This is a genomic window from Streptomyces sp. NBC_01454, assembly GCF_036227565.1.
Lineage (GTDB): Bacteria > Actinomycetota > Actinomycetes > Streptomycetales > Streptomycetaceae > Streptomyces.
This window is the reverse complement of the sequence record NZ_CP109460.1, coordinates 4,812,324-4,834,389: the sequence shown is the minus strand read 5'-3', so window position 1 is coordinate 4,834,389 and position 22,066 is coordinate 4,812,324. Positions and strand designations below refer to the sequence as shown.

Here is a 22,066-nt window from a genome sequence, read left to right as displayed (position 1 = left end):
CGATGTCGGGCGGTACCGCGGATGCCGTTCGGCTCAGCGGCCCTTGTCGTGGGTGGGGATGGGGTGTGGGCGATCGCCGTCGTGGGGCCGGGTCGGCGGGCCCTGTGTGGCATGGCTGCGTTTGTGGGGCCGGTTCCGGTCGGAGCCGGGAAGCGAATGGCGGGAAGGTGCGTCGTCATGACGAGCCATGGGGCAGCGGCCTTTCCGGTCGGGGAATGCGCGAGGTACGGGGCGAAGCCGAGGAGTTCGCCACGGCACTGGGGAGAGGGCTATTCGTCCTGCCGGGCGGCGGCGGCGAACGGCTTCCCGCCGGTCACGCCGGACCGCCGCACGGGAGGGAAGAACTTCCCGAACGGGAGGTAAACGAGGGTGAATACCACGGACACCATGTGCAGCAGCGAGAGCAACCGATAGCCGCCGCCGTGCAGAAAGAGCGCCGAGAACGTCAGCAGAAGTCCGGTGACGGAGATGACGAGGAGAGCGAGCAACGGAACCAGGTCATAGGCAACGCGGCCTCCCGGCGTGGCCGAACGGTCCCGCAGGCGCCGCCACAGGAAGTAACCCGCACCCGCGATAACGAGCAGGGCGGCGAGGTCGAGCCCGTGGAAGACAATCCAGCCGATGACATCGGAGGAGTCGAAACCGATGACCCTGAATCCCCAGATACGCATGTCATAACCGAGCCCGGGTCCAGTTGCCGCGGTGAAGGTGAACCACCCCCAGACAAGCGGGACGGTGATGAGCACAGCCAGAAGGCAACCCCAGAGGAGGAGTTGATGAGCGACCCAGCGGACGACTGAGTGGACGCCGACGAATCTCTGGAAGCTGGAGCCGGGGAGGTGAGCAAGAGCGGGATTGGGGCCGGGAGCGGGATCGGCGGTCGTCTCTCCGGTGGGCTCGGTGGTTGTCCGGCGGAGGCTCTCACCGCGGAGGCCCTCCTGGGAGCCGCCGGCCCTGGAGCCGCCGGCCCTGGCGGCCCCTCCTCTGGCGGCCCCTCCCCTGGCGGCCCCTCCCCTGGCGGCCCCTCCCCTGGCGCTGCTTTGCCCGAAGAGGTCCGGAGGTGAGCTGTCCGCAGGTGAGATGTCCACACGTGAAGCGTCCGCAGGTGAGGCGTCTGCAGTTGAGGCGTCTGCAGTTGAGATGTCGGCCGTGGATATGTGCCCCGAGAGGATGCGGCTGGTGGAGATGTCCGCCCTGGTAGTGCTGGGGATGTCTTCCCTGGAGGTGTCTTCCCTGGAGATCTCGCCCCTGGGGGTGTCTTCCCTGAGGAGCGTGTCCTTGGGGAAGACAGTGCGGAGGGTGCGGTGGTCTGGTCGGTGGAGACTGCGGGCGGGCGGATCGCTGCGACGGGCGGTGCAGCGGTAGGCGATGCCGAAGGCGAGGAAGACGGTGGCCACGGCGTAGGGAAGCAGCGCGGAGTCGAAGTCCCGCAGCATGCGGCTGCCCAGGACGATGGCGGCGCTCAGCAGGAGCGCGGCGATCGAGCCCACCAGCGTCGCACGGACCGCCGGGGACCTGGGCCGGGGCGGCTCCGCTATGTGCCCGGGATCCGCTCCCGGGGCTGCTGGGGCGTCTGATGGCTGTGGCACGGAGACCACGCTAGGGGGCCATGGGGCAACGGTCCTGTTTTGTGGCCTCAGGTGGGTGAGGCCGTCCGGTAGACGGGCGAAATCCGCGCGCCTCCTCGGAAGGCCAGGGCCAGGGCCGAGGGCCGAGTGGGGTGGGGTGGGTGGGGGCGGGGGGCGGGGCGGGGCCATGAGCCAGGGCCATCAGCGAGGGAGGCTCGGGCCCCCTCCCCGAGCCTCCCCCGGCCACGGTCGCCAGACCCGCCCCGTCCCCTCCCCCGTGCCCCTCGGCCCCGGCCCCCGCCCCCGTACCCCTCCCCCGTACCCCTCGGCCCCAGCCCCCCTCGGCCCCGGGCCACGCCCCCCGGGCCACCGCGCCACCCGCAACAAGCCCGCCCGTGCGCCCTTCGTCAGCGGAGAACGGCCGGCATGCCCAGGGCCTCGTGCCACCACAGGTCGCGGCCCGGCTTCCAGGAGACCGGGCGCGAGCACCGGTTCACCACCAGCACCTTCCGGTCCCGCAAACCGCCCGCGGCCGCACCCCGTGCCAGCGCATGGTCCAGCAGCGCCTTCACCGGACGTACGGCCCCGTCCCAGAACGCCGCATCGGCCGTGATCAGCACCCGGGCCGAGGACTCCTGGGTCCTCGCGGCCAGTTCGGGCACCGTCAGCGAGACCGGCAGCGTGGTGCGTATCGCGTCCAACCGCCCGCAGGCGAGCGTGGCGATCACGGATTCGGGGACCAGCGGCAGATGCACCGCGACCCGGTCGCCGGCCCGTACCCCGAGCCGGGTGAGCGCGGCCGCGGCCCGGTCCGCCTGGTCCAGGAGCATGCCGTGCGTCAGCTCCTCACGGCGTCCGGGCTCTCCGTTCCAGGTGAGGGCGATCCGCGACGCCTGCGGCTCTTGCCTTTCCCTGGCGTCATCTGCATGCTCTGAAGTCACACGGCGCAACATGCGGACCAGCCTGGAGATCGTCGATCAACGATCGCTGAACGTCCGTTGTACGGGGCCCGCGCCCGCCCCTTCCCGCACCCACGCGGCAGCACAGCGCGCCGGGCCTTCCCGGCTTTCTCCGCCGACTCCGCCGACTCCTCCGGCGCCTCGCCACGAACCCTCCGGCACCCGGCCCGCAGATTCCTGCGGCGCACAGCTCCGGATTCCTCCGGCCGTGCGCGTGGTTCGTCCCGGCATTCCTGCCCCTCTCCGGTCCACTCCATCCCCTCTCATCACCTTCTGTTTCTTCTTCCGATTCCCTCCCGCGTCTGCGGGAGGGCAGATGAGAGGCGGCTCGATGCCCGTCATGCCCCCGTCCGGACAACGCCCGCGCCTGGACCGGTCGGCCCGTTGGGCGTTGGCCGCCCTCACCACCGGCGCCTGCTGCGTCCAACTGGACGCCTTCGCACTGAATCCGGCGCTGCCCGTCGTCCGCGACGAGCTACACGGGTCCGCGTCCGCCACCCCCTGGATCGTCAGCGGCTATCTGCTCGCCACCGGCTCCCTGATGCCGGTGGCCGGCCGCCTCGGTGATCTCTACGGGCGGCGCCGGATGCTGACGTTCGGTGCGGCGCTCTTCGGGGTCGCCGCCGTGCTGTGCGCGCTCGCACCATCGCTGCCGGTGCTGGTGGCGGCGCGGGTACTGCAGGGTGCGGGTGGTGCGCTGCTCATGCCCGCCGGACTCGCGCTGCTGACCCATGCCTGTCCGCCGGAACACGGGCGCCGGGCGACGGGCCGGGCACTGGGGCTGGCCGGACTGGCGACCGTGGGCGGCCCGTTCATCGGCGGTGTGCTCGCCCGGTACGTCTCCTGGCGGGCCGTCTTCTGGCTGACCGTGCCGCTTGCCCTGGGCGCCGTGCTGTGCGCCCGCCGGGCGGCGGAGTCCCGTGAACCGGGGGCCCGGCAGCCCTTCGACACCGCGGGTGCGGCCGCCGCCACGGGCGCGCTGGTCTGCCTCGTCCGCTGGCTGGGGCATCCGGTGGCCTGGGGCTGGGCGATGGGTGCGGCGGTGCTCGGTGCACTGTTCCTACGGGCCGAGCGGCGCTCCGCCGCGCCGCTGGTGGACCTTGCGCTGTTCCGTAACCGCCCGTACGTGGCGCTGACCGCGGGCGGCGCGCTCGCCAACTCCGCGACCGTGGCGCTGTTGTACGTGGTGCCGTGGGTGCTCCAGCAGGACGAGGGGTGGTCGGTGCGGGACGCGGGGGTGGCGTTTCTTGCACCGGCCGCCGCGCTGGCGATGGGCGGCCCGGTAGCCGGCCGGGTGCGGCCCACGGCCGCCGTGCCGGTGATGGCCGGCTGCCTCACCGCAGCCGCGGCCGCGCTGGGGTGGGCCGCGCACGGTACGGGCGCCCCCACGCTGTTGATGGCGTCGACGGGGGCCGCGGTGGCCCTGGGCGTGGCCGGCGGGCTGGCGCTCACCGGCACACAGGCGGTCGTCCGCCGCGAGCGGGCGGGCGAGGCGTCCGGGGTGACGAAGGCGGTGCTGACCGCCACGGCGGGGATCTGGCTCGCCGTCACCGGCGCCGGGGCGGGTGCCGTCACCGGTGAGGACGGGACGGGGAGCGTCGCCGGTAACGGGCCGGGCGGCCTCACCGGTGCAGGTGCAGGTGCGGGCGCCGGTGCCCGCCTCGCCCTGGCACTCCCCGCTGCCGCCTGCCTGGGCGCCGCCGCCGTCCTCGTCCTCATCCTCGTCCTCGTCCTCATGCTGCCGCTTCACCGGCTGCACAAGGGCCGGTTCGGCGAGGGCGACAAGGACCGGAGCACCCACCGGGCAGACCCTGCCCCCGACGAGCCCAGGCCGGGAGCCCCCGCAGCACAAACCGGACCGGCTGACACACAGCCCCCAACGCCGGGCGCACGGACCGGAAACGGATAACGCCCGGGCCGGACCGGCTGAAGCCCTACCGCCCGCCAACCGGTGCACGGCTCACCCCGCGGCCGCCGCCACCGCTTCATAGCCGCCCACCACGTCGCACACGTCCCCGAAGCCGTGCGCCTCCAGCAGGGCCGCCGCGATCACCGACCGGTTGCCGCTGCGGCAGTACAGGACCACCGGGCGGTCCGGGTCCAGTGCCCCGATGTGGTGGCGGAGGCCGGCCAGCGGGATGTTGCGGGCTCCGGGGAGGGCCCCCGCCTCGTACTCGGCCGGATTGCGGACATCGATCAACTGGACACCGTCCGGCCGCGCACCGGCCACGCCACGGCGATCAGCCGGCTCCCCGCCCCTCAAAGCCCCGCCCTCCACGCTCTCCGCCACCCGGAGCCCCCCGCTCCACCGGCTCCGCTCCCCCGCCAGTTCCTCGTAGCGGATGCGATGGCTGCGGCGGGTGAGTGTGGGGCAGCGCTCCAATACGGCGGCGGGGTCGGGCAGATGGCCCAGGACGTGGTCGTAGCCGATGCGGGCGAGGCGGAGGCGGGCCTCCTGCTCCGCGCCGGGGTCGGCGAGCAGCACGATGGGGGTGCCCGGGGCGACCACGCTGCCGCTGTACTCCGCGAACCGCGTGTCCAGGCTCGTATGGAACGAACCGGCCAGGTGCGCCCGGGTGTAGGCGGCCAGCGGGCGGCAGTCGAGGAGGGCGGCGCCCTGCTCGTCGCGGGCCGTGAGTGCCTCGTCCAGGGTGAGGGCGGGCGGCGGGCCGGGCTCCAGGAGGGGATGACCGTCGCGGTTGAGGGCCGCGTCGTGCGCGAAGTAGCCGGGGGTGGCGGGCTGTCCGGCGGTGACCAGCCGGATGAAGTCGGCCTCCGGCATGGGCTGCAGGGCGTAGTTGAGGCGTCGCTGATCGCCGATCGTGGAGCTGGTCTCGGTGGACAGGCTGCGGCCGCACGCGGAGCCCGCGCCATGTGCGGGAAAGACCCGGGTCGCGTCCGGGAGGGTCAGCAGTTTCGTGTGCAGGGAGTGGTGCAGCCGGGCGGCCATGTCCTGCGGGGAGTGCCCCGCGGCGGACAGCAGATCGGGGCGGCCGACGTCGCCGACGAAGAGGGTGTCGCCGGTCAGCACGCCGAACGGCACCTCGTCGTCGGGGTGTTCGCGGATGACCAGACAGATGGATTCAAGGGTGTGGCCGGGGGTGGCGAGGACGGTGAGGGTGACCCCCTCGCCGTCGTCCCCGCCGAGCGAGAGGCGCTCGCCGTCCCTTAACCGCCGTATGGGGAAGCCGGTTTCGGCGGCCGCGCCGAAGCAGACGGTGGCGCCCGTGGCGCGGGCGAGTTCGAGGTGTCCGGAGAGGAAGTCGGCGTGGATGTGCGTCTCGACGACGAGTTCGATGCGCAGGCCGGCGGCTTCCGCGTCCCGCACGTATTCGTCGGTGTCGCGGCGCGGGTCGACGAGCACGGCCCGTCCGGTGGTCTCGTCGCCGATCAGATACGACGCCTGGGACAGACAGTCGAGGTAGTACTGCGCGAAGTGCACGGTCGGCCTCCAGAGGTGTGCGGGTCCGTCCGGCGGCCGGGACCCGTCCGGGCAGGGTGCGTTGTGCGGATGCACGGATGTACGTACATTAGGTACCCCGAGGGCGGGCGACAAGCCGGGGTCCCCTTCCCGGCGGGAGATATGACCCCGTATCAGCCGCTCAGGGCCCCGTACCCTCTCCCCCGCCCCATCCGACCCCACGCCACCCCACCTCGTCAGTCCGCGGAGGAATCGACCATGACGACCGAGCCGCCGGACGGCGCACACGAACCGCGCGCCCTGGACCGGCACTCGCCGCTGCCCCTGTGGGCACAGCTCTTCGCCGATCTGCGCCGCCGGATGGAAGCCGGCGCGTTCCACGCGGAGTTCCCCGCCGAGCACCGGCTCACCGGCGAGTACGGGGTCAGTCGGCACACCGTCCGCGAGGCGCTGCGCAAGCTGCGCGCCGACGGCCTGGTGATCGCCGAACGCGGCCGCGCCAGCCGGCTCGACACCCGCCGCATACAGCAGCCGCTGGGCTCGCTCTACAGCCTCTTCCGTGAGCTGGAGGGGCAGGGCGTGGAGCAGCGCAGCGAGGTGCTGCGGCTGGAGCGGACCGCGGACGGGACGATCGCCGGGCATCTGGGGCTGATCCCGGATGCGCCGCTGATCGTCCTGGAGCGGCTGCGGCTCGCGGACGGCGAACCGCTCGCCCACGACACCGCGTATCTGCCCGCCGAGGCCGCCGAGCCGCTGCTGGAGGCCGACTTCGGGCACACCTCGCTCTACGGGGAGCTGTCCCGGCGCTGCGGGGTGAAGGTCACCGGCGGCCGGGAGCGGATCCATCCGTTCCTGCCGGACATCCGGCAGGCGTGGCTGCTGGGGCTGGCCGACCGGGAGCCGGCGTTCGCCATCGAGCGGCTGGGGCGGGCCGGGGAGCGGCCCGTGGAGTGGCGCGAGACGGTGGTGCGCGGCGACCGGTTCACCTTCGTCGCGGAGTGGTCCGACAACAGCCGGGCCGTCGCCCTGGCGCCGCGGGCCTCGTGTCCGTCCTCATAGCCGTCACGGCGCTGCCGTGCGGGCTGGTGATCGGGCTGCTGCTGGGCGCGCTGGGCGGCGGCGGTTCGGTGCTGGCGGTGCCCGCGCTGGTCTATCTGCTGGGGCAGTCGCCGCACGAGGCGACCGCGGGCGCGCTGGTCGTCGTCACGGTCGGCGCGGTGACCGGGCTGATGTGCCATGCCCGCGCCGGGCGGGTCCGCTGGGCGGCCGGTGCGGCCTTCGGGGCGCTGGGTACGGCCGGCAGCTACCTCGGTTCCCGGTGGAGTGCGGCGCTGGATCCCACGGTGCTGATGGCGGCGTTCGCGGGTCTGATGCTCGTGGTGGCGGCGATGCTGCTGTTACGGGGGCTGCGCGCCTCGCGGGAGGCGGACGGTACGGAACCCCCGGGGGAGGCGCAGGGCGTGCCGGCATCGGATGCCGTGCGGGCCGAGCCCTCACGGGATCCCCGGAGAACGGCCGCCTCTCCCGTCTCTCCTGCCCCTCCTGTCTCTCCTGCGCCCATCCGCCCGGCCCGTGTCGCCGCGACCGCCTCCGCCGTCGGGCTGCTCACCGGCTTCTTCGGGGTCGGCGGCGGCTTCGTCGTCGTACCCGCCCTCACCCTGGTGCTGGGCCTGGAGATGCCGGTCGCCATAGGCACCTCGCTCCTGGTCATCCTCATCAACTCCCTGACCGCGCTGGGCACCCGGGCCGGCACCGGCACCCTGGACTGGCCGCTGCTGGCCGGCTTCGCGGCCTGCGCCGCGGTCGGCAGCAACCTCGGCAACCGCCTCACCACCCGCCTGCGCCCGCAGGCCCTGACCACGGCGTTCGCCGGTCTGGTCACCGTCCTCGCCGTCGCGATGGCGGCCGTCGCCCTCCCGCACCTCTGGGCCCCATGACCCCGGCGCACTCCGCACCGACCCGTCCTTTTCTACCCACTTCCACCCACTTCCACCCACTTCCACCCACTTCCACCCACTTCCAGGAGGTACACATGGCTCCGGCATCCGCCGCCCCGTCCCACCACCAGGTCCTGATCGTCGGCGGCGGCACCGCGGGCATCACCGTCGCCGCCCGGTTACGACGTGCCGGCATCCGCGGCATCACCCTGCTGGAGCCCTCCGAAACGCACTGGTACCAGCCGCTGTGGACGCTGGTCGGCGGCGGCCAGGCCCCGTTGCGCGCCTCGCTGCGCACCGAGGCGGACGTCATACCGCCGGGGGTGCGCTGGCTGCGCGAGCGTGCCACCGCCGTCGACCCCACCGCCCGTACGGTCACCACCGGCTCCGGCCGGGTCCTGTCCTACGGGCGGCTGATCCTCGCCCCCGGCCTGCAACTCGACTGGGACGGGGTGCCCGGGCTGTCCGCGGCCCTCGGGCACGGCGGGGTGAGCAGCAACTACCGGCCCGATCTCGCCCCGCTCACCTGGGAGTTGATCCGCCGGATGCGGAGCGGCACGGCGGTGTTCACCATGCCGTCCGGGCCGGTGAAGTGCGGTGGCGCCCCGCAGAAGATCGCGTATCTGGCGGCCGACCACTGGCGCAAGCGCGGCGTACTGGGCGCGATCCGCACCATCCTGGTGCTGCCGGAGCCGGCGATGTTCAAGGTGCCGGTCTTCGACCGCGCGCTGACGGAGACGGCCCGGCGGTACGGCATCGAGGTGCGGCTGAGCTCCGAGATGACCCGGCTGGACGGCGCCGCCCGCGAGGCGGAGATCACGGATCACGGCACCGGCAAGACCGAGACCGTGCACTACGACCTGCTGCACGCCGTACCGCCGCAGCGCGCCCCGGAATGGCTGGCGAACGGCCCGCTCGCCGACCCCGATTCCCCGCACGGCTACGTCAGGACCGACCGGGCGACCCTCCAGCACCCGGACTTCCCGAACGTGTTCGTCCTCGGCGACGTCGCCCATCTGCCGACGTCCAAGACGGGCGCCGCGATCCGCAAGCAGGCCCCGGTCGTCGTCGACAACCTCCTCGCGGGTCTGCGCGGCCGCCCCGCCACCGCCCGCTACAACGGCTACACCTCCTGCCCCCTGGTCACCGCCCGCCACAAGATGCTGCTCGCCGAGTTCGACTACGACCTGCAGCCCACCCCCTCGATCCCCTTCCTCGACACCACCCGCGAACGCACCGACATGTGGTTCCTCAAGCGCTACGGCCTGCCACAGCTCTACTTCAAGGGGATGCTGAAGGGGCTGGCTTAGGGGCGGGGCGGGCACTGCGTTCCAACCCACGCCCGGTGCCCCGAGGTGGGGCGGGCCCGGCCTGCCCACCGGCGCTCCGTCTGCCGAGAGTCTCGCCGTCAGGCCCGGAGACTTCGATTGCCGAAGCGGGCGGCCCCCTGTGAAGGGGACCGCCCGCCCTTCTCAGGGGGAGGCCAGGTCCTCGTATCCGGTATCGCCGGGCCGCTCCCGCGCGGTGCCGTCCTCGCCGCCGGCTGCCGGAAGTCGGTCGCCTCTGCTCTCAGCGACGCGCAGGGCGTCGCGCAGGGCGTCGCGCAGGGCTTCGGCCAGCCGGGCGGACAGGTAACGGAGTTCTGAGGCACAGACCTTGGCATCATCGATCAACTCGACTGCGTGTCCCAGCAGGTCGTGGCCCATCTCCAGCTGTACCGACTCCACCCTGTCGGCCGCTTGCGACAGGCGGCCATCCGAGCGGTCCGTGATGAGGTAGCAGGGTTTTCCTTCGGGGCCTGCCCACGGGAGAAGACGGCTGAACCGGCCCTCTCCGCCCCCGCCGTTCCTCACACGGCCACCTTCTGCCTGTGGAGGCAGCGGTGGCCGGTGCCGACGTCTCGGACGAGGGGCAGCAGGGTGCGGTGGCGTTGCTGCTGCGCGAGCCGATTCGGGTGGCGCCGTGCGGAGTGCACGAGGGCACGGGGGCCTACCGGGGCGCAGTCCCCACCTCGTGCGAAGGCGAGTTGATGGTGCGGCAGCCGGAGTGTGGTCGCGGCGTTCGCCGCGCGAAGGTCAGCCGTCGGGGCGGCGCGGTGCCGACCGTGTGGGGGCAATAACAGCCTCAGCAGCTGCGCACAGAGGCGAGCGATAAAGTGCGGCATGTCTACCTGCTTTCTCCAGGTGGGCCACGCCCCCGGGCCGTTTGCACACGGCCGCGGGGGTCTCTCGTTTCAGGGCAGCGAGGCGGCAGACCACACCCATGACCTCAACTTCCTTTGACGTCACCGGCGTCACGCTCAGCAATCTCGCCACTACGAGCATACTCGCAGAATCTCTGCGATTGAATAAATTCTGCGACTCGCAGTCCGACTGCACGACTGACAGACTGAGCGCGACCGGAAGGGGCACACATGAACGACGGATTCGGCCTGGTTGTTCGCTTCTCGTTGAGAGACCAGGAGGCGGCAACTGCCTTTGACCAGCTGTGCGCACGGACGCTGACCGGCATCAAGGCCCATGAGCCCGACACGCTGACGTACGTGAGCCATGTCCCGGAGGGCGATCCGCTGGTCCGCGTCTTCTACGAGCTGTACGCGGACCGTGCCGCATTCGAGGCGCACGAAGCACAGCCGCACACCAGGCGCTTCCTCGCCGAACGCGAGCAGCACCTGACGGGCGTCGAGGTGACCTTCCTCGATGTCGTCGACGGAAAGGTGGCCGTGCAACCGTGACGGCACAGAAGCGGCGGGAGTTCGGCGTGCGGGTCGCGGAACTACGACGCCGGCGCGGTCTCACACAGACCGAGTTGGGCGCAGCGCTCGGCCGTACGGCCAGCTGGGTGTCCCAGGTGGAACGGGGAATTCAGCCGGTCAACCGCCTCGATGTGCTGCGTCTGCTGGCGGACGGCCTGGGGGTGTCACTTCAGATTCTGCAGCCCGAGGCCCCGGTTGCAGCGGAGCCCGAGGCGACAGGTGAAGCGCCGCAGAATGATCTGGACCAGGCCCGCCTGGTGATTTCGGGGCACTCCGCGCTGGATGTACTACTCGACCCACGGGAGGAACCCCGCCCGGCTCTGCCTGAGCTGCGTGAGGAGGTCGAACGCGTCTGGGCACTGACACATGCGGGCCGGTTCGCCGAGCTGAGCGCGGCGCTCGGTCCGCTGGTGCCCCGTCTGGAGCAGGCCTCCCGCACGGCACCCGGTGCACACCGGGCAGAAGTACACCGGTTGACGGCACGTACCTATCAGGCGCTGGCTGCGGCTTTCGTGCGCCAGAACGAGGCCGACGCCGCATGGGTGGCCGCTGACCGCGCCATCCGCGCGGCAGAGCTCGCGGGCGATCAGCTCGGCGTCTTCGTCGGGGTCTTCCGTCTGGTCCACGCCTTCGTCCGGCTCAAGCATCTGGATCAGGCCGAACATGCGGCTGCCGCGGCCATCAACACGCTTGCGCAGCACGCCGAGCCGCGGTCCACCAGCCCGGAAGAACTGTCGGTTCTGGGCTCGCTCCATCTTGCCTTGGCGCTGGTGCACGCCCGGGCGGGAGACCGCGCGGCAGCCCGTGAGCAGATCGCGAAGGCCCGAGTCGTGGCCGAACGGGTCGGCGGAGGGCGGAGCGACTTCAATCTGGAGTTCGGTCCTACGAATGTCGAGGTCCAGGCGGTATCCACCGCGGTGGACCTCGGAGATGCCGGGGAAGCGCTCGACATCGCCAAGGGTGTGGACGCCGAGGAGCTGTCCGCCGAGCGGCGGGCCAGGCTTCTGATGGATGTGGGACGGGCCCATGCCCAGCGACGGCAGTTCGGTGACGCCCTCGATGCGCTGCTGAGAGCAGAGCAGGTGGCCCCCGACGTGGTGCGCAGTCACACCGCTGCGCGTGGAGTCATCCGTGAACTGGTGCTGATGGCCGGGCGCGCGGCGTCGCCCGAATTGCGCGGTCTGGCCGAACGCTCCGACGCCATGGCGTGACCGGCCCTCCCCGCCCGTCCGAGGTCAGCGCGGCGGCCGCCGGAATCGGCCGGCCGCCGCGCCCCCTCACGTCCGCGCTACGCCGCCGCCGATATCTCCGCCACCACACAGGCCACGTTGTCCGGCGCCCCCGCCTCGTGGGTCAGTTGGACGAGGTCGCGTACGGCCTGGTCGGGGGTGGTGGCGGTGGTGAGTGCGGCCTGGATCGTGTCGGGGGGCAGGACATTGGTCAGGCCGTCGGTGCACAGGAGATAGCGCTCCCCGGGGTGGGCTTCGAGCAGGTGCACGTCGGGGGTGAACTCGGTGTCCGCGTCGAGTGCGCGCAGCAGCAGGCCGTGCTGCGGGTGGGACGGGGCTTCCTCGGGGGTGAGCCGGCCCTCGTCGATCAGTGACTGGACCGGGCTGTGGTCGTGGGTGATGCGGAACAGGCCGGAGTCGCGCAGGACATAGGCCCGCGAGTCCCCGATGTGCAGCAGCGCCAGCCGGCTGCCGGAGCGGAGCAGCGCGGTGAGGGTGCTGCCGGTCGCCTCGTCCGCCGAGGGGGCGGCGCGGTGGGCGCGGCGGGCGGCCTCCTCCAGGGCGCCCGGGAGATCCGCCGAGGCCAGGTCCTGGTGCTCCAGGCCCTTGAGCGCGTCGATGGCGGCGGTGGCGGCCGGGCCGCCGCGCGGGCCGTAGCCGTCGGCCACGGCCAGCAGCCGGGGTCCCGCGTAGGCCGCGTCCTGCTGGGCCGGGCGCACCAGGCCCCGGTCGGTCAGGGCGGCGCAGCGCATCGTCAAGGGCGTACGGGATGCGGTCATACCGGTGTCCTTCCGCGTCAGTTGATCGACGAGGAAGGCGGCCAGGTCCCGGCGGGCCGCGGTGTCGGCCTCGACCTGCGCCCAGTACGCGGCGACCGCCCCGGCCGCCGCGGCCGGGGCCAGCTCGCCCACCTCGCGGATGCGGGCCAGCGGCATCCCGAGCCGGCGCAGCCAGGCCACCAGCCGGGCCTGCTCCAGCTGGGCCGGGGCGTAGTGGCGGTAGCCGCTGTGCGGATCGACACGGGCCGGGGTCAGCAGGCCGAGTTCGTCGTAGAGGCGCAGTGCCTTCGGCGAGAGCCGGCAGGCCCGTGCGAACGCCCCGATGGTCAGCAGTTGACCGTCCTCGTACGGCGTCATGCCGTGCCTCCATCCGCCCGTCCGCCCGTCCGTCTTCCTCGTGCCGGACGCCTCGCCCGGCACCGCCGATGCTGGGGCTTGCCCCAAGGACAAGGTCAAACGCCCGGTGCCGCCCCGCCCCGGGCGGCCTGCCCGGCCGGCTTCGCGCGGGCATCCGTCGCCGGTGGCGCCAGCTGGTTGAGCGCCGCGGCGGTCAGCGCCTCCACGCCCATGGTGAGGGTCGGGCGGACGACCGGTACGAAGTGCGGGGAGTGGTTGGACGGGATGTCCTGCGCCAGCCGTCCGGCGGCCAGCGCCGCCTGGAACTCCTCGGGATCCCAGCCGCCCAGCCACCAGTAGTAGAGCGGTGCCCCGGCGGCGGTCGCCAGCAGTCCGGCGTCCTCGCTGCCGGTGGCCGGTTCGTAGGGGAACACCCGCTGGTCGCCGAAGAGTTCGGTGAACGCCTCGTTGACCTGCCGCAGCGTCGCGGAGTCGTTGACGGTGACCGGGAAGGTGTCCAGGACCTCGGTCTCGGGGGCGCGCCCGGCACCGGAGGCGGCGGCCTCGGCCCGTGCGATGCGGTCGACGGCGGCCAGCACCGAGCTGCGCACCGCCTCGTCGAAGGTGCGGATGCTGAGCCGTACGACGGCCCGGTCGGGGATGACGTTGGCGGAGTCCCCGGCGTGGAAGGAGCCGACGGTGACCACCGCCCGGTCCTTCGGCGCGACCTCGCGGGCCACCACGGACTGCACCCGCTGCACGAAGGACGCGGCCATCAGGATCGGGTCGACGGTGGTCTCGGGCCGTGAGCCGTGGCCGCCGGAGCCGTGGAAGGTGATCTCCAGGCTGTCGGCGGCGGCCATGCAGGGTCCGGGGCAGTAGGCGATCAGCCCGGCGGCGAGCGGGGCGACATGCTGGGCCAGCACCACCTCGGGGGTGGGGACCAGGCCCTTGGTGTAGAGGCCGGCGTCGATCATGGCGCGGGCGCCGCCGCCGACCTCCTCGGCGGGCTGGAAGAGCGCGATCAGCGTGCCGGACCAGTGGCCGCGGCCCGCGGCGAGCAGAGCGGCGGCGCCCAGCAGACACGTCACATGGACGTCGTGCCCGCAGGCGTGCATCCGGCCGGGGACCGTGGAGGCGTGGTCCAGGCCGGAGTTCTCGGTGACGGGCAGTGCGTCCATGTCGGCGCGCAGCAGGACCACGGGCCCCGGTCCGTTGCGCAGGACGCCGACGACACCGGTCCCCGCGATGCCGGTGGTGACGTCATAGCCGGCCGCGGTCAGCCGGCGGGCGGCCTCGGCGGCGGTCCGGGTCTCCTGGAAGCCGAGCTCGGGATGCCGGTGCAAATCCTCGTAGAGGGCCACGAGGTCCGGGAGGCGGTCGTCCAGCGGGGCCAGGACGGCGGCCGGTGCGGAGTCGTTGCGGTGCTCGGCGTCATCGGTCGGGCTGGTCGTGCCTGTCGTGTCGCTGTCGCTCATACGCGCATTCGACCATGAACGGCCGCTCCGCATCGAGGGACGGCCCCCGGCATCCCCCGGAGCCGTCCCCTAGGGCCCGTGCCCGGCCGCCGCCGACGAGCCCTGCACGCCACCCCGCCCTTCCCTGGCCGGACTTCGCGGTTGACCCGGAGTCCGCCCGTGACACCGGAGCGCTCGGCTGCAACCGTGGATCACCCCCGGCGACCGGGACCAGCAAGCCCAAGCCGCTGACTGGAGGCTGACGTTGGCCACTTCCCCCGACCGATCGACCGGCGAGCCCCGCGACCTCATGGCTCACCTGATGGACCAGGCCATGGGCCACCTTTTCTCCGCCGCGCTGCGCACCGCGGCGCAGCACCGCATCGCCGACCATCTCGCCGGGGGCCCGCGCACCGCCGGGCAGCTGGCCGCCGCCACCGGCACCCACGCCCCGCATCTGCGCCGCGTGCTGCGCTATCTCGCCACCCGCGGCATCTTCCGGGAGGACACCGCGGGGGCCTTCCGGCTGACGCCGGCCGCCGCCCCGCTGCGCACCGGCGTCCCCGGCTCGCTGCACGACGCGGTCATGATGATGACCGACGACCTCTTCCGGCGGGTCTCGGCCGACCTGCCGGAGTCGGTGCGGGAGGGCGGCACCTCCTTCGAGCGGCTCCACGGGGCGCCCCTCTTCACCCATCTGCAGTCGGATCCGGACACCCGACGGCTCTTCGACGACGGGATGTCGTCGCTGTCCGCACCGGTCGACGAGGCGGTGGCGGCGATCTATCCGTTCCCCGCGACCGGCGGGACGGTCGTGGACGTCGGCGGCGGCCGCGGCGGGCTGCTGCACGCCGTGCTGCGCCGCCATCCGCAGCTGACCGGGGTGCTCTTCGACCAGGCGCCGCCGCTGGCCCACCACCTCCTGGACGGCGACGAGTTGAAGGGCCGCTGGCGCACCCAGGAGGGCGACTTCTTCGCGTCCGTACCGGAGGGCGGGGACGTCTATGTCCTCAAGCAGGTCCTGCACGACTGGCCGGACGAGGCCTGCCGGCGCATCCTGCGCAGCTGCCACGCGGCGATGGCGCCCGGCGGCCGGCTGCTGGTCATCGACTCCGTGCTGCCACCGGGCAACGCCCCGCACTTCGGCAAGACCCTGGACGTGGCGATGATGGCCGTGGTCGACGGGCAGGAGCGCACCGCACAGGAGTTCGCGACGCTGCTGTCGGCCGAGGGCTTCCGGCTGACCCGGGTGCTGCCGACCTCGGCCTTCCCCTCGATCGTGGAGGCGGTCGCCGAGTAGCCGCCGGCCCCGCACGACATCCACCGCCACCCCTCAGGAGCTCTTCCGCGCCATCTGGTGGGTGTGAACCACGGCGCCACTGGATGTCTCAGTGCCCTTGCACGAGCTACGAATTGGCCAAGTTGGACAGCGGGAAACCCGGCCGGCACACGGGGAACGTGCCGACCGGGCCTCTCTCAGGCGCTCAGCGGTTCAGGTCCCGGTGCTCATCCAGCACCCTCAGCGCAGGCATGCGCCGGGGCAATGAGCCCGTACAGCCGGATTCCTTCGGGGGCGTCCCCACGTGCCAGCACGACATACACCAGAGAGCGCGCGCATTCTCCGGGTCCGGTACCGCTTCGCTGCCACAGCGGGGGCACTCCTGCAAGGCATCTCCTAGGCCGAGATATCGAACTCTCCGAGCTTGGCACCGCTGAGGAAGTCGGTCCACTCGACGGCCGTGAACTCAACCACCTCACCGGACAGACTGCTGCGGACCACCACCTTGCCAGGCACGTTGGTTGCCACTTCGACACAGCGTGGATCCTTGTTGTTGTATTGGCATGCGCTGGACGTGCGGAACTCTAAAGCTTTCATCGTGGCTTTCCCCTCTTCTACGTGCCGGGGAAGCGGTCCCCGTGCCGTCTTGCGCCGCCCCTGCCGGGACTCCTGCGAGCCGCGGGAGCAGTTCTCCTCGTGCTGCGTCCGACAACGGCGGAGTTTCAGCGATTGCGGGCCGGCTGGATGGCCGCCTGAGGACTCACAGCCACCCCCTGCGGCCGTGTGCGGCTCATGCAGACGCCTCATCAGCGCCCTGTGCGGTGCTCTCCGCGGCTTCTTCGCTCGGGTGCTGGAGGCGCATGCCGCGCGACTCGGCGACCCTGAGAGCGTCCCTCAGGCACTCAGCGAGACGGAGCCCGGCATACCGCACCTCGGCATACGGAGACAGGGGGGCGTCCAGCACCTTTCGGGCTTCCCTGAGCACGTCCTCACCCATGGCAAGCTGTTCGGCTTCCATCTCGTCAGCCAGCCGGGACAGGTACCCGCCCGCATCATCTGTGCTCAGCAAGCACCGCTTGCCGTCCGTCGTCCAGGGCAGTAACCGGGGCACTTGCCCTGACGCCGCGTCGGCAAGGTCGCGCCGCCGCTGCCGGTCGCCGTCCGTTCTCTCCACCACTCCGGCCCCCTTCGCCACTTTCCATAGGGGGACCGTATGGGCGCTCAGGTGAGCAATCCACGTGCACAGGGGGTTAGTTCGGCGAGGGTTCACAGGGATGTACCACGTTACGCAACACCTACTCGGCAACCCCGAGATGAACAGCCAACTCGCGCATGTCCTGGGTCAGCGTTCGCTTACGGGACCGGAGAATGTCGCTCATCACGTAACGGGCCATGGCTTGATGCGTGATCCATTCACCGGACGTGCGCCGAATCGAGGTGAGGACGTCCATGGCGTCCTGGTGCGCCCCGAGCAGGCCGTGTGCCCGCGCCACGTCCAGCCGGTGGCGGTCCCAGTTGTTCGCGCTGGGCTTGCCGTAGTTGCGTACTGCCTTCTGACTCAACAGCCCGTCGTCAGCGCGCCGGAGCACCCCCCGCGCGTCGCCCATGATGGACAGGTCTTCGACGGCCTTGAGTTCCGCTGTGACGGGTCCGAACGTCGTCCAGTGGGACCGGTAGTCGGTGTGTTCCGCGTCCAGCGCGCTGGCAGCCGTCGCGGCCATTCTGCGGGCTTCCCGCGCTATGTCCGGACGGTTGTTCCGTACTGCTGCAGACGCGACCCTGAGGGAAAGCTCACCCCACACGGCGAGAGCACCCGGCGTGGCCACAGAGAATCGAGGTTCCAGCTCGGACGCTGTGACGGTGGCAAGCTGTTCGCTCTCATCGAAGCGGTCTTGCCTCAGCAGCAACCAGCACATGCCGACAACTCCCGTTGCGGCAAGTTGCGTCTTCCCCACCTCGCGAGCAAGGCGAATGGCCTCGGACAGCGCGTGGTACGCCATGTCATATTGCCGGACCTGCGTCAGGTACTTTCCTGCCAACCCGAGCGCCTGAGCGCGCACGATCAAGGCGTGCTGCCGCTCTTCGCCCTCAAAGGCGCACACGGCAGTCTCAGTGGAGCGCAGCAGTCCCGGAAGTCTCTTCGCCACGGAGCTGTACCGATCGGCGTGGTACAGCGCGTGCCCGTCTTCCATCTCTCGCCGCAAGACCGAAAGCTCGCCGGCCTCCCCGTGGTCCGTCAGCGGCGCCGAGAGGCCGATGGGGGGCATGAGCGCACGTCGAAGCCCAGCGAGATACCGGCGGTTCGCCTCGTCGCCCAGAACGGGCTTCGCTGCCTCCGTGACGATCAGCGCTGACGTGGACGCCCCCAGCGCGCGAGCAAGGGCGTGCAGCGTCTCCACCCGCGCGTCCCCGCCCTGCTCCACCTTGCGGACCGTACTCAGCGAGAGGTCTGCTGCTTCGGCCAAAGCCTCTTGGCTCAGTCCGGCTGTGCGCCGGTACTTCCGAACGTTGTCAGCCAACCCTGTGGACATGGGCTCACCGTCCCCTCAGCGACAAGCGTATGCCCGCTATAGCTGCACGACGCGCCTCAGTCAACCCTGGCCTTGCACCAGCGCGACGCAGCGGCCCCGCACGACACGCCGCCCCCCGCTCCCCTCGTTGGTGGCAGGGGCCGCCCGCGCTGTACTGAGGGCGGCCGCTCCGGCCGACGAGAGGAGCCGAGGTGCCGGTCCGCATGCGGGCGCGCCGGCGCGACGAGCAGCACCGCGCCGCCACCCCGCTGGAGCTCTTCTTCGACCTGTGTTTCGTCGTGGCGATCGCCCAGGCGGGCCGGCAGCTGGCGCATGCGCTGGCCGAGGGGGATCCGGGCCACGGCCTCTTCGGCTATCTGATGCTCTTCTTCGCCATCTGGTGGGCGTGGATGAACTTCAGCTGGTTCGCCTCGGCCTACGACACCGACGACCCGCTCTACCGCGTGGTGACGCTCGTCCAGATGGCGGGGGTGCTGATCCTGGCGGCCGGTGTGCCGCGGGCCTTCGCCGGGAGCGACTTCACCCTGGTGTGGTGCGGGTTCGTGGTGATGCGGCTGGCGATGGTCGCCCAGTGGCTGCGGGCCGCGCACGGCAGCCGGGGCGCGGAGCGGCGCACCGCGCTGTCCTACGCCCTGGGGGTGACGGTGTGCCAGGTCGGCTGGCTGGGGCTGCTGCTCCTGCCGGAGGGGGACGTGCCCTGGGTGTTCGTGAGCGTGGGAGCGCTGGAGCTGGCCGTCCCCGGGCTGGCCGAGCGGGCCTGGCAGACCAGCTGGCATGCCCATCACATCGCGGAACGCTACGGCCTGTTCACCATCATCGTGCTGGGCGAGACGATCGCGGCGGCCACCCTGGCCGTGCAGTCGGCGCTGGACGAGCACGACGAGCTGAGCGCGCTGCTGCCGCTCGCGGGCGGCGGGCTGCTGCTGGTCTTCGCCGCGTACTGGATCTATTTCGCCGTGCCCATCCACCGCCACCTGCGCGCGAACCGTCAGGCGTTCCTGTGGGGCTACGGCCACTACCTCGTGTTCGGCTCGGCGGCCGCGGTCGGCGCGGGCATCGAGGTCGTGGTGAGGGAGTCGTCCGGCCGGGCGCAGCTGTCGGCGTTCGGGGCGGCCGCGTGCGTCACGGTGCCCTATGCGCTGTTCCTGTGCACGGTGTGGCTGATCCACTCCCGGCACCACAAGCGCGGCGCGGCCCAGCAGCTGGTGCTGCCGGTGTCGGCGCTGCTGGTCCTGGCGTGCACCCTCGCCGGGCGCGCGGCGGTGCCGGTGGCGGGTTCGGTGGCCGCCGCGACCGTCGCGGCCGGCGTCCACCTCACGTCCCGTCAGGGCGCGGCACCGGTGGAGTAGCCGGAGCCCCGCGTCGTCACCCGTCTCGGGGATCGCCCCGTCACCGATCTCCGGGAGCGGCCCGGACACCCCCGGCGGCCGCCCTCCCCCGGGCGCGTCGCGCCGCTCCGCCATAAGCGTGCCGAACGGCCGTACAGCCCCGCCCCCGCCCTGATTCTGCATCAGATCGAGCCATCTTCGTCCCCCGGCCGGGCGAGGGCCCGCCACCAGCGCGGCCCGCGTACCGGCCCGGGCGCCCGGTCCGTCCACGGCCCGTCAATTACCCACCAATGGACCCCACTTCCCTGCGCTTCACACCCGTGTTCGCCGTGGGGCACAGGGGCCAGCGGAGGCGCACCGACGCCGACGCGGTAGGGTGCAGATTGCCCTTTTTATGACAGGGAGTGGCCCTGTGGGAGAACCACCGAAAGCCCCGGGCAGACCGCCGTCCGTACTGGAGGAGACGCCAGCCATGGCCCGCCATGCTCAGTCCCGCGCGCGGACGAGACTGTCCCGGCGCAGCAAGGCCGTGAGCGGTCTCGCCGTCTCCACCCTGGTCGGGACCGCCCTGTGGGCGTGGCCGGCCTCGGGGGACGATCACAACGGCGGGACCGACGCCAAGAGCACCACGTCCGCGACGGCTTCCGGCCCGGACACGCCACGTACTCCCGCGGCCGCGCCGAAAACCGCCCCGAACGCCGCACCGAACGGTCCCGCCGGCCGGCAGATCCCCGGCCTCAGCGACGCCGCCAGGAAGCGGATACCGGCCAACTCCCGGCAGGTTCTGGTCGTCACCGGCAAGGGCATGGACTCCTTCCAGTCCCGTGTCGTCCTCTACACCCGGGCGGAGGGTTCGCAGGACTGGGTGCCGGGCCCCGTCTGGGGCGCGCACAACGCCGCCCACGGCTGGACCGACGACCACCGCTACGGCGACCTGCGCTCCCCCATCGGGGTCTTCGCGCTCACCGACGCCGGCGGCCGGCTGGCCGCCCCCGCGGGCACCCGGCTGCCCTACGACCGCAACAACAGCTTCGTCGCCAACGGCACCGGGGTGGACGGCGAGCCGCTGGCCGGCGCCTTCGACTACGTCATCGCCATCAACTACAACCGGGAGCCCGGCACCTCCCCCCTGGACAAGCAGCGGCCATGGGGCGACGCCAAGGGCGGCGGGGTGTGGCTGCACGTCGACCACGACGGCCCCACCCAGGGCTGTGTGAGCCTCAAGCCCAAGGTGATGCGGGAACTGCTGCGCAGCCTCGACCCGAGCCTGCACCCGGTGATCGTGATGGGACCGGCCGATTACTGAGCAGCCACCGGGCGCGCCGCACCCCGCGGGGCCGCAGGACGCCCTGACCGACGTCCTCGGCCTCCGGGTCGGCCACGCCCAGCGGACCGGCGACGGGCACCTGAGCGGCACCACCGTCGTGCTGGCTCCCGACGGCGGCGCCGTCGCGGCCGTGGAGGTACGCGGCGGCGGGCCCGGCACCCGGGAGACCGACGCGCTGGACCCGCGCAACCTCGTCCAGCGCATCGAGGCGGTCGTCCTGACCGGCGGCAGCGCCTTCGGTCTTGACGCGGCGTCGGGTGTCGTCGCCTGGCTGGAGGAACAGGGCCGCGGCTTCCGCGTGGGGCCCGACCCCGCCCAGGTCGTCCCGGTCGTGCCGGCCGCGGCCCTGTTCGACCTCGGGCGCGGCGGCGACTGGCGGGCCCGTCCGGACGCCGCGCTGGGCCGGGCGGCGGTCACGGCCGCGGCGGTCACCGCGCCGGGCGGCCCGGTGGTCGAGGGCAACACGGGCGCCGGCACGGGCGCGGTGGCCGGCGGCCTCAAGGGCGGCATCGGCACCGCGAGCGCGGTCCTCCCGTCGGGCACCACCGTCGCCGCGCTGGCCGCCGTCAATGCCGCGGGCTCCGTCGCCGACCCCCGCACCGGCGCCCTCTACGGCCGGCTGTACGAGGGCGGCACCGCCCTGCCCGCCCCCGGGGTGCACGCGGCCGCGCTGCGCCGGCTGGCCGAGGCCACGGAGAGGTCCCGGGCCCGTTCGGCCGCGTCCGTCCGCCCGCCCCTCAACACCACCCTGGTGGTGGTCGCCACCGACGCCGCCCTCACCCGCGCCCAGGCACACAAACTCGCCGGCACCGCGCACGACGGGCTGGCCCGCGCCATCCGCCCCGTCCATCTGCTGTCCGACGGCGACACCGTCTTCACCCTGTCCACCGCCGCCCGCCCGCTCGTGCCCGAAGAGGCCCTCACCGACGCCGCCTTCGGCATCCACGCGGAGGCCGGGGCGCTGAACGAGATCCTCTCCGCCGGCGCGGACGTGGTCACCCGGGCCGTGGTCCGGGGCGCCCTGGCGGCGGAGACGGTGGACGGCCCCGGCGGCCTCTTCCCGTCCTACCGCGACCTCTACGGGGCGGACTGAGCCGGCCTCGCCCGCTCACTCGTACCGGTGAGGCGGACCGGCTCCGGGACCGTCCGCCGCGGACCGC

At 72.5% G+C, this 22,066-nt stretch carries 18 protein-coding genes and 1 pseudogene; 10 read left to right on the top strand and 9 right to left on the bottom strand.

The window, feature by feature from the left end; translation table 11 throughout:
- Positions 1 to 272: 272 nt before the first annotated feature.
- Both OIU81_RS42380 and OIU81_RS21505 read right to left on the bottom strand, forming a co-directional pair.
- Positions 273 to 824, bottom strand: a pseudogene (locus OIU81_RS42380) (MFS transporter); the annotation flags it as partial.
- A 1,151-nt stretch (positions 825 to 1,975) separates the two neighbouring features.
- Positions 1,976 to 2,509 carry an AMP-binding protein gene (locus OIU81_RS21505; protein ID WP_329150303.1) on the bottom strand — a complete coding sequence of 178 codons (534 nt, stop codon included), beginning with the start codon at positions 2,507 to 2,509 and terminating at the stop codon, positions 1,976 to 1,978.
- Between the two features lie 349 nt (positions 2,510 to 2,858).
- On the opposite strand from OIU81_RS21505, the gene OIU81_RS21500 reads away from it, so the two are divergent.
- Positions 2,859 to 4,436, top strand: a complete 1,578-nt coding sequence (locus OIU81_RS21500) for an MFS transporter (RefSeq protein ID WP_329150302.1) — start codon at positions 2,859 to 2,861, stop codon at positions 4,434 to 4,436.
- A 51-nt stretch (positions 4,437 to 4,487) separates the two neighbouring features.
- Here the strand turns inward: OIU81_RS21500 and OIU81_RS21495 are convergent, their stop codons facing one another.
- Positions 4,488 to 5,969 (bottom strand): rhodanese-like domain-containing protein, encoded by a 1,482-nt coding sequence (locus OIU81_RS21495; protein ID WP_329150301.1) that lies wholly within the window; start codon positions 5,967 to 5,969, stop codon positions 4,488 to 4,490.
- Positions 5,970 to 6,206: 237 nt separating this feature from the next.
- Between OIU81_RS21495 and OIU81_RS21490 the strand changes: the two genes are divergently transcribed.
- The 3 genes from OIU81_RS21490 (at position 6,207) to OIU81_RS21480 (ending at position 9,195) form a co-directional block, all read left to right on the top strand.
- Positions 6,207 to 7,007: a GntR family transcriptional regulator gene (locus OIU81_RS21490; RefSeq protein WP_329150298.1), complete on the top strand. Its 801-nt coding sequence runs from the start codon at positions 6,207 to 6,209 to the stop codon at positions 7,005 to 7,007.
- On the top strand, positions 6,992 to 7,885 hold the full coding sequence (locus OIU81_RS21485; protein ID WP_329150296.1) for a sulfite exporter TauE/SafE family protein: 894 nt from the start codon (positions 6,992 to 6,994) through the stop codon (positions 7,883 to 7,885). The genes OIU81_RS21490 and OIU81_RS21485 overlap by 16 nt, the downstream gene beginning before the upstream one ends.
- A 95-nt stretch (positions 7,886 to 7,980) precedes the next feature.
- Entirely contained in the window at positions 7,981 to 9,195 is a 1,215-nt protein-coding gene (locus tag OIU81_RS21480; RefSeq protein ID WP_329150294.1) for an NAD(P)/FAD-dependent oxidoreductase, read from the top strand.
- A 162-nt stretch (positions 9,196 to 9,357) separates the two neighbouring features.
- On the opposite strand, the gene OIU81_RS21475 is transcribed toward OIU81_RS21480, so the two are convergent.
- The gene (locus OIU81_RS21475) at positions 9,358 to 9,612 is read right to left on the bottom strand and encodes a hypothetical protein (protein ID WP_329150292.1); all 255 of its coding nucleotides are present in this window, start codon (positions 9,610 to 9,612) and stop codon (positions 9,358 to 9,360) included.
- Positions 9,613 to 10,298: 686 nt separating this feature from the next.
- Between OIU81_RS21475 and OIU81_RS21470 the strand changes: the two genes are divergently transcribed.
- Entirely contained in the window at positions 10,299 to 10,619 is a 321-nt protein-coding gene (locus OIU81_RS21470; RefSeq protein WP_329150290.1) for a putative quinol monooxygenase, read from the top strand.
- Positions 10,616 to 11,851: a helix-turn-helix domain-containing protein gene (locus tag OIU81_RS21465; RefSeq protein ID WP_329150288.1), complete on the top strand. Its 1,236-nt coding sequence runs from the start codon at positions 10,616 to 10,618 to the stop codon at positions 11,849 to 11,851. Before OIU81_RS21470 ends, OIU81_RS21465 begins: the two co-directional genes overlap by 4 nt.
- Before the next feature lie 77 nt (positions 11,852 to 11,928).
- Here the strand turns inward: OIU81_RS21465 and OIU81_RS21460 are convergent, their stop codons facing one another.
- Entirely contained in the window at positions 11,929 to 13,005 is a 1,077-nt protein-coding gene (locus tag OIU81_RS21460; RefSeq protein ID WP_329150286.1) for a MerR family transcriptional regulator, read from the bottom strand.
- Between the two features lie 95 nt (positions 13,006 to 13,100).
- Positions 13,101 to 14,462 carry an amidohydrolase gene (locus OIU81_RS21455; RefSeq protein ID WP_329150284.1) on the bottom strand — a complete coding sequence of 454 codons (1,362 nt, stop codon included), beginning with the start codon at positions 14,460 to 14,462 and terminating at the stop codon, positions 13,101 to 13,103.
- A gap of 244 nt (positions 14,463 to 14,706) precedes the next feature.
- On the opposite strand from OIU81_RS21455, the gene OIU81_RS21450 reads away from it, so the two are divergent.
- Positions 14,707 to 15,741, top strand: coding sequence for a methyltransferase (locus tag OIU81_RS21450; protein WP_329150282.1), 1,035 nt, complete (start codon positions 14,707 to 14,709; stop codon positions 15,739 to 15,741).
- 375 nt (positions 15,742 to 16,116) lie between these two features.
- Here OIU81_RS21450 and OIU81_RS21445 read toward each other — a convergent pair whose 3' ends face one another.
- From OIU81_RS21445 to OIU81_RS21435, 3 genes are all read right to left on the bottom strand, one after another.
- Positions 16,117 to 16,317, bottom strand: a complete 201-nt coding sequence (locus tag OIU81_RS21445) for a DUF397 domain-containing protein (protein ID WP_329150280.1) — start codon at positions 16,315 to 16,317, stop codon at positions 16,117 to 16,119.
- Positions 16,318 to 16,510: 193 nt separating this feature from the next.
- A complete protein-coding gene (locus OIU81_RS21440) occupies positions 16,511 to 16,831 on the bottom strand; it encodes a hypothetical protein (protein ID WP_329155266.1) in 321 nt (106 codons plus the stop codon).
- A 184-nt stretch (positions 16,832 to 17,015) separates the two neighbouring features.
- Positions 17,016 to 18,251, bottom strand: coding sequence for a helix-turn-helix domain-containing protein (locus OIU81_RS21435; RefSeq protein WP_329150278.1), 1,236 nt, complete (start codon positions 18,249 to 18,251; stop codon positions 17,016 to 17,018).
- 191 nt (positions 18,252 to 18,442) lie between these two features.
- Here OIU81_RS21435 and OIU81_RS21430 point away from each other — a divergent pair, with 191 nt between their 5' ends.
- The 3 genes from OIU81_RS21430 to OIU81_RS21420 all read left to right on the top strand — a co-directional run bounded on the left by OIU81_RS21430 (position 18,443) and on the right by OIU81_RS21420 (position 21,999).
- Positions 18,443 to 19,600 carry a low temperature requirement protein A gene (locus OIU81_RS21430; protein WP_329150276.1) on the top strand — a complete coding sequence of 386 codons (1,158 nt, stop codon included), beginning with the start codon at positions 18,443 to 18,445 and terminating at the stop codon, positions 19,598 to 19,600.
- A 451-nt stretch (positions 19,601 to 20,051) separates the two neighbouring features.
- A complete protein-coding gene (locus tag OIU81_RS21425) occupies positions 20,052 to 20,885 on the top strand; it encodes a L,D-transpeptidase family protein (RefSeq protein WP_329150274.1) in 834 nt (277 codons plus the stop codon).
- Complete coding sequence (locus tag OIU81_RS21420) at positions 20,878 to 21,999, top strand: P1 family peptidase (RefSeq protein ID WP_329155263.1); 1,122 nt, start codon at positions 20,878 to 20,880, stop codon at positions 21,997 to 21,999. Before OIU81_RS21425 ends, OIU81_RS21420 begins: the two co-directional genes overlap by 8 nt.
- Positions 22,000 to 22,066: the final 67 nt, after the last annotated feature.

Excerpts from the sequence above, each read along its gene's own strand:
- OIU81_RS21480 (WP_329150294.1), top strand. The coding sequence starts at position 7,981 with ATGGCTCCGGCATCCGCCGCCCCGTCCCACCACCAGGTCCTGATCGTC.
- OIU81_RS21470 (WP_329150290.1), top strand. The coding sequence starts at position 10,299 with ATGAACGACGGATTCGGCCTGGTTGTTCGCTTCTCGTTGAGAGACCAG.
- OIU81_RS21500 (WP_329150302.1), top strand. The coding sequence starts at position 2,859 with ATGCCCGTCATGCCCCCGTCCGGACAACGCCCGCGCCTGGACCGGTCG.
- OIU81_RS21490 (WP_329150298.1), top strand. The coding sequence starts at position 6,207 with ATGACGACCGAGCCGCCGGACGGCGCACACGAACCGCGCGCCCTGGAC.
- OIU81_RS21455 (WP_329150284.1), bottom strand. The coding sequence starts at position 14,462 with ATGAGCGACAGCGACACGACAGGCACGACCAGCCCGACCGATGACGCC.
- OIU81_RS21445 (WP_329150280.1), bottom strand. The coding sequence starts at position 16,317 with ATGAAAGCTTTAGAGTTCCGCACGTCCAGCGCATGCCAATACAACAAC.
- OIU81_RS21460 (WP_329150286.1), bottom strand. The coding sequence starts at position 13,005 with ATGACGCCGTACGAGGACGGTCAACTGCTGACCATCGGGGCGTTCGCA.
- OIU81_RS21435 (WP_329150278.1), bottom strand. The coding sequence starts at position 18,251 with ATGTCCACAGGGTTGGCTGACAACGTTCGGAAGTACCGGCGCACAGCC.
- OIU81_RS21425 (WP_329150274.1), top strand. The coding sequence starts at position 20,052 with ATGGCCCGCCATGCTCAGTCCCGCGCGCGGACGAGACTGTCCCGGCGC.